The sequence below is a fragment of the Endomicrobiales bacterium genome, from assembly GCA_023228045.1.
Classification (GTDB): Bacteria; Elusimicrobiota; Endomicrobiia; order Endomicrobiales; family JALOBY01; genus JALOBY01.
Map to the genome: position 1 here is coordinate 52,643 of JALOBY010000009.1, position 6,194 is coordinate 58,836.

General features: G+C 38.0%; 10 protein-coding genes. All 10 read left to right on the forward strand.

The genetic code is table 11. From position 1 onward, the window contains the following. The first annotated feature begins 146 nt into the window (after nucleotides 1–146). Complete coding sequence (locus tag M0Q46_03235; GenBank protein MCK9582623.1) at nucleotides 147–725, forward strand: nucleotidyltransferase domain-containing protein; 579 nt, start codon at nucleotides 147–149, stop codon at nucleotides 723–725. Further along, nucleotides 706–846, forward strand: coding sequence for a hypothetical protein (locus tag M0Q46_03240; protein ID MCK9582624.1), 141 nt, complete (start codon nucleotides 706–708; stop codon nucleotides 844–846). Before M0Q46_03235 ends, M0Q46_03240 begins: the two co-directional genes overlap by 20 nt. 84 nt (nucleotides 847–930) lie before the next feature. Further along, nucleotides 931–1,281 (forward strand): GIY-YIG nuclease family protein, encoded by a 351-nt coding sequence (locus tag M0Q46_03245; GenBank protein MCK9582625.1) that lies wholly within the window; start codon nucleotides 931–933, stop codon nucleotides 1,279–1,281. A 119-nt stretch (nucleotides 1,282–1,400) separates the two neighbouring features. Next, complete coding sequence (locus tag M0Q46_03250) at nucleotides 1,401–2,588, forward strand: AAA family ATPase (GenBank protein ID MCK9582626.1); 1,188 nt, start codon at nucleotides 1,401–1,403, stop codon at nucleotides 2,586–2,588. Between the two features lie 154 nt (nucleotides 2,589–2,742). Further along, nucleotides 2,743–3,492 (forward strand): triose-phosphate isomerase, encoded by a 750-nt coding sequence (gene tpiA, locus M0Q46_03255; GenBank protein ID MCK9582627.1) that lies wholly within the window; start codon nucleotides 2,743–2,745, stop codon nucleotides 3,490–3,492. A 2-nt stretch (nucleotides 3,493–3,494) separates the two neighbouring features. After that, nucleotides 3,495–3,935, forward strand: coding sequence for a ribose 5-phosphate isomerase B (gene rpiB / locus M0Q46_03260; GenBank protein MCK9582628.1), 441 nt, complete (start codon nucleotides 3,495–3,497; stop codon nucleotides 3,933–3,935). Further along, complete coding sequence (locus tag M0Q46_03265; GenBank protein ID MCK9582629.1) at nucleotides 3,935–4,384, forward strand: tetratricopeptide repeat protein; 450 nt, start codon at nucleotides 3,935–3,937, stop codon at nucleotides 4,382–4,384. Before rpiB ends, M0Q46_03265 begins: the two co-directional genes overlap by 1 nt. After that, on the forward strand, nucleotides 4,381–4,965 hold the full coding sequence (locus tag M0Q46_03270) for a hypothetical protein (GenBank protein MCK9582630.1): 585 nt from the start codon (nucleotides 4,381–4,383) through the stop codon (nucleotides 4,963–4,965). Before M0Q46_03265 ends, M0Q46_03270 begins: the two co-directional genes overlap by 4 nt. After that, the gene (deoC, locus tag M0Q46_03275; protein ID MCK9582631.1) at nucleotides 4,962–5,639 is read left to right on the forward strand and encodes a deoxyribose-phosphate aldolase; all 678 of its coding nucleotides are present in this window, start codon (nucleotides 4,962–4,964) and stop codon (nucleotides 5,637–5,639) included. Before M0Q46_03270 ends, deoC begins: the two co-directional genes overlap by 4 nt. Further along, a partial coding sequence (locus M0Q46_03280; protein MCK9582632.1) for a transketolase occupies nucleotides 5,629–6,194 on the forward strand: 566 nt, incomplete at its 3' end. The genes deoC and M0Q46_03280, both read left to right, overlap by 11 nt.

A 6,194-nucleotide genomic window follows, 5' to 3' on the forward strand; every position in this document is an offset into this window, starting at 1 on the left:
TAGTCCATATACTTGACATATAAAAAATGATGATGTAAAATCTACAACAAATGATGTAAATATAACAACAGTGTTTAACATCTGGGTTGTTTTTATGTTGTAGTCATTTTAACGATTGTGTAGCAATTTTTAGAGTAAGGCGGGTTATGATGTTTTTATTAAGAAGTACAAAACTAAGAAAGAAGTTGCTTGCCTATGCGTTTTCGCACATTGATGATACCTATTATGTGCGAGAGCTTGCCTCTTTAATTAATGGAGATCCGGGGAATTTGTCGCGCGAATTGAAAGCCCTTGAAGAAGAGGGGCTTTTTAGCTCCAAAGTACGCGGCAAGATAAAGCTTTTCACACTTCAAAAAACATACCCTCTGTTTAACGACCTAAAAGCTTTTATGTCAAAAACTGAAGGTGTTGAGGGGAGTTTACGCTCATTGATTTCAGAAATTAAAGGAATTGAGCTTGCTTTTATTTACGGCTCTTATGCCAAAAACAAAGAGCACAGGCTTTCAGATATTGATTTAGTTGCTGTTGGTAATTTTTCCGAGAGAGAGCTTACATTAAGGGTTCATTTACTTGAAAAAAAGCTTAACAGAGAAATAAATTTTACTACCTACTCATCTGAAGAGTTTATAAATGAAATAAAAAAGCCAGGTGGTTTTTTAAACCTTGTACTAAAAGAAAAAACAATTTTACTTAAAGGAAGTATAAATGACTATCACACTATTTAAAAAACTTGAGAGCGCAGGGAAATTAAGGAAGCAGGAAGTTGGTATTTCCCAAGTTGAAGGGCTTATTCGCCAAGCAATGTTGGATCTTAATGAGGCACAGAAAATTCATAAAATTGCCTAGAGGGCTACTTATATTCTTGCCTATATGGCAATGCTAAAAGCTGGGCGAGCTTTGCTTAATCTCTAAATTCTCAGGAATTTAACAATGATAGACAGAAAAGAAGTGATACGAGATTATAAAGCACGAATTCCGGAGAAAGGAATCTTCGTTATCCGTAATGTTACCAACAACAAAGTATTTCTTGGGAGTACTTTGAGTATATATGGGAAATTTAACCGTGAACGCTTTACCTTGAACCTCGGAACTCATCAGAATGCAGAGCTTCAGAAAGATTGGAAGGCATTTGGGGAAGATAAATTTTCTTTTGAGGTTTTAGAAACACTTAAACTGAAAGATGAGCCGGGTTACAATTATGAAGAAGATTTACAAATTCTTGAAATGATTTGGATTGAAAAATACCGCCCCTTTGAAAAGAACTGCTACAACACCAACTAACGCATCCGTTATGGCATAATCCCTAAACATTTTTTTGATTTGTATCTTAACTTTTGAACACTATATTGACATTTACTCAGTGTGTTGAGTATAATTACTCACAATCGGAGGTGGATTCCATGTATAAAAGACCAATTTATCCATTGTTGTTAAAAAGAATTAAAGAGCAGCGGCGTTTTATTCAGGTTTTGGCAGGTCCAAGGCAGACCGGAAAAACAACGCTTGCACGACAGTTAATGGAAGAAAAAGGAGTTCAATGCCATTATGCAACGGCAGATGAGGCAGTGCCTAAGGCGTCGGTATGGATAGAGCAGCAATGGGAAACTGCCAGATTGAAAATGAGAGGTTCAAAACAGAGATTTATTTTAATACTTGATGAAATACAAAAAATTTCACACTGGTCAGAGGCTATAAAGAAATTGTGGGATGAAGATAGCAATTTAAAACTACCCTTGCATGTTATATTGCTAGGGTCATCACCTCTTTTAGTTCAGAAAGGTCTTACGGAAAGTTTAGCTGGAAGGTTTGAAATAATTCCGATTACCCATTGGTCTTTTGTAGAAATGGAAGCTGCTTTTGGGTGGGATATTAACCAATATATATTTTATGGGGGATATCCGGGAAGCGCTGCACTAATTAATGAGCCACACCGTTGGTCAAGTTACATAATGGATTCATTAATAGAAACATCCATATCAAAGGATATTTTACTGATGACTCGTGTTGATAAACCTGCTCTTTTAAGGAGATTGTTTGAGCTCGGCTGCATTTATTCCAGTCAGATTCTTTCGTATCAAAAGATGTTGGGGCAATTACAGGATGCTGGCAATACTGTAACGCTTGCCCATTATTTAAAATTATTAGATTTAGCAGGTTTGCTAACAGGCCTTTCAAAATATGCTGGACAAAAGGTTAGGCAGCGTTCTTCAAGCCCCAAATTTCAAGTTCAAAACAATGCCTTACTTTCAGCTCAACTTCATTTAACTTTTGACGAAGCATTTAAAGAAAAGGAAAGATGGGGTCATCTTGTTGAGTCAGCTGTTGGTTCGGCTCTCATAAATGGTTCAAAAGGTAAGGGTATAGAAGTGTTTTATTGGCTTCATCACAATCGGGAAGTGGATTATGTTTTGGCTAGGGGAAAACAAGTAATAGCCATTGAAGTAAAAAGTGGAAGAAAAAAACCTTTTCTATCTGGTATGGAAAAATTTGGGGAAGAATTTAATGTTCAAAGGAAGTTGTTGATTGGGGATGCAGGTATCCCTCTAAAGGAGTTTCTAAAGATACCTGTTGAAGAATTGTTTATCTGAAAATTATGAATTTATATAAATACAAGTTAAAAATAGATAGTTTAATTATTTAAATCTACACAACCATCTGCATTCTTGCTTTTAGGGTGTTAAAACTTGTAAAATCAACAAAATTCAGTAAATAAAACTAAAAAAAATAATAAGGAGTTTTTGTATGCGTACGCCGTTACTTGCCGGAAACTGGAAGATGTTTAAAAATGTTAAGGAAAGTGTTGAGCTTGTTAATGGTTTAAAAACCGCTCTTGCTGATGTGAAAAATAGAGAAATTCTTGTTTGCCCGTCATTTACCGCTCTTACCTCAGTTTTTGATGTTATAAAAAACTCAAATATAAAACTTGGCGCACAGAACCTTTTTTGGGAAAGCAAAGGTGCATTTACCGGTGAAGTTTCACCCGGTATGATTGCTGAAGTTGGTTGTTCTTATGTGCTTATCGGGCATTCTGAAAGAAGGCAGTTTTTTGGCGAAACAGATGCGACAGTTAACAAAAAAATATTCGCGGTTTTTGCGCTTGGGCTTAAACCAATTGTTTGTGTTGGTGAAACATTGCAGGAAAGAGAATCAGATAAAACACTTGAAGTTTTAAAAAGACAGTTAACAAATGGCCTTGCAGGCCTTTCTGCCGAGCAGGCAAAGATGATTGTTGTTGCGTACGAGCCGGTTTGGGCAATTGGCACAGGTAAAACAGCAACAACTCAGCAGGCACAAGACGCGCATGCATTTATTAGAAAAGTTTATGAAGAAATGTATGGCAAAGATGCCGCCGCGCTAACACGCATTCTTTATGGTGGCTCTGTAAAGCCCGATAACATTGCCGAACTTATGAAACAGCCGGATGTTGACGGCGGACTTGTCGGCGGTGCCAGCTTAGATGTTAATTCATTTACAAAAATAGTTAAATACTAATTATGAAAATAGCATTTGCTAATGACCATGCCGCATACGAAGTGCGCCAAGCTTTAATTGACTTTCTTAAAGGTCTGGGGCATAGTGTTACAGATTTTGGATGGGCACAAAAAACAAGTTGCGACTACCCCGATTTTGCAATTCCTGCTTCAATTTCTGTGTCTAAAGGGGAAAGTGATTTTGGTATTCTTCTTTGCGGCTCTGGTATTGGTATGTCTATTGTGGCAAACAGGTTTAATAATGTTCGTGCGGCACTTTGTTGGAATGAGGAAGTTGCAAAGCTTTCTCGCCAGCATAATAATGCAAACATATTGTGCCTTCCATCAAGGGTTTTACAGCTTGAAGAGTTAAAAAAAGTTATTGCTGTTTGGCTTTCTACACCATTTTGCAATGAAGAGCGCCACCAAAACAGAATTAATAAAATTCCCAAAGGAATTATTTAATGAAATTATTAACTATGCTTTATGTTGCGGTTTTTTTTCTTGCTTCCTGTGCTTGTTTAAGTTGTGCCAGTCAGAACGATATGCAAGAGATAATGTTTTTGCTTAATTCCGGCAGAACCTCCGAGGCAGTTGCGTATCTTTCCGCTGAGGTAGATAAAGACCCATCTAATGCCGATAAACAGATTGCGCTTGGTTTTGCATGTTTGCAGAATAATGATTATGCGCAAGCTCAGTCGCATTTAAATGCCGGCGCTTCCTTAAAACCAAATTCTGTTGCATCGTATTACGGCCTTGCTATGCTGGCTGAAAGCAGAAGGGATGACTATGGCGCAATTAACAACTGGCGCAGTGTTTTGAACTATTCATCCGATATAAACTTGAAACATTTGGCTGAAAAACATATTAGATATGCCGAAAGACATATTGAACATTCAGAGAGGCCGCGATGAGAGTAATTATTGCTTTATTTCTAAGTGCTTTTCTGCTTGCATCTTGTGCTTCGTCCAGGGTTGCTTTTAAAAAAGATTATAACTTTGCAAAAATAAACTCCATTAAAATTGGCCAGTTTTCACCTGCTTCTGGCTATCCAAACTCTTCATCGGTAGTCGTAAATGAGTTTATAAGACAGCTGTTGGCTATGGGCTACACGGTAAAAACTGACCCGTCAGATAAAGCCGATGTGGAGCTGTTTGGCAGTGTAACCCAGTTTAACCCAAATCGCAAATATTTAATGCAGGCATCAAACACAACAAATACGACAGGGCAAAATATAGTAATTAACAATACCCAGCCTATGGAAATAAATGGCTCTCAGGTTTATACATTGGGCACCTCTCTTGGGCCCGATGCAAATTTAAGCATTATTGCAACAAATGCTAACTGCGGCATAGCCGCATATTTGAAAGATTTGAGCACAGGGGATGTTGTTTGGTCAACAACCTATTCGTATGAATCGTTAGACCTTGCTGCTGCGGCAGAAAATACTGTGCGTTACATACTTTCAGATCTTCCGCCAGAAAAGAATAAGTGAACAAAGAAAATTTAACTTTTAAAGTTGCGTCAAGTTTGGACTCAACACTTTTGCGTGCAACCGCCACAAAGCAAGAGTTAACACAGTTATGCAGCGATGCGCAAAAGTATGGTTTTGCATCAGTTTGTGTTAATCCGTGCAATGTTTTGTTTTGTAAAAAATTATTAAGTACCGTTAAAGTTTGCACCGTAATTGGATTTCCTTTAGGGGCAAACACAACAAAAATAAAAACAGCCGAAGCAAAAGATGCTCTAAAAAATGGTGCTTGCGAATTTGATGTAGTAATAAATATTGGTACGGCAATTGATGGTGATTTTGATTTCGTTCGCGAAGAATTAAACCAGATAGCGAGTGTTCTTGATGGCGCAATGTTTAAAGTTATTCTTGAAACCTGCTATTTTAATAAAGAACAACTAATTATTTTAGGCAAAATAGCACTTGAGTGCGGCGCAAATTTTTTAAAAACCTCAACAGGTTTTGGCCCTTGCGGCGCAACAGTTGAAGTAGTAAAACTACTTAGCCAGATATGTGACGGGAAAGCTGGTGTTAAGGCATCAGGCGGCATCAAAACATTAAAAGATGTTTTAGAGTTTTTAGACGCTGGCGCAACAAGAATTGGCACATCAAATGCGATTAAAATAATAAATGAAATAGAGGATAGCAATGGAGTTTAATGATTTGAAGTTAGTTGCAAAAGAGATACGCAAACACATTTTAAGTATGCTTTCCGATGCCGGTTCTGGCCACCCGGGCGGCAGTTTGTCCGCTGTTGAGCTTGTTGTTGGGCTTTACTTTGACCAGATGAAATACAACCCTAAAAATCCGCAAGACCCAAACCGCGACTTTTTTATACTCTCAAAAGGCCATGCCTGCCCGGTTCTTTATGCCGTAATTCATGAAATTGGCTGTATAAAAGAAGAAGAATTATGCACGCTTAGAAAAGTTGGCAGCCGCCTGCAAGGCCACCCTGCAAAAGACAGAGGATTGCCGGGCATTGAGGTTTCAACGGGTTCTCTTGGTTATGGCCTTTCAATTGGTGTCGGCTCAGCATTAGGGTTTAAAAAACAAAATTTACCAAATAGGGTTTATGTGTTAATGGGTGATGGGGAACAGCAAGAGGGCTCAATTTGGGAAGCTGCAATGGCTGCCCCGCATTTTAAATTAGACAACCTTTGCGCGATTGTTGACAACAATAGTTTGCAAATAGACGGAAAAACAAACGAAATAAT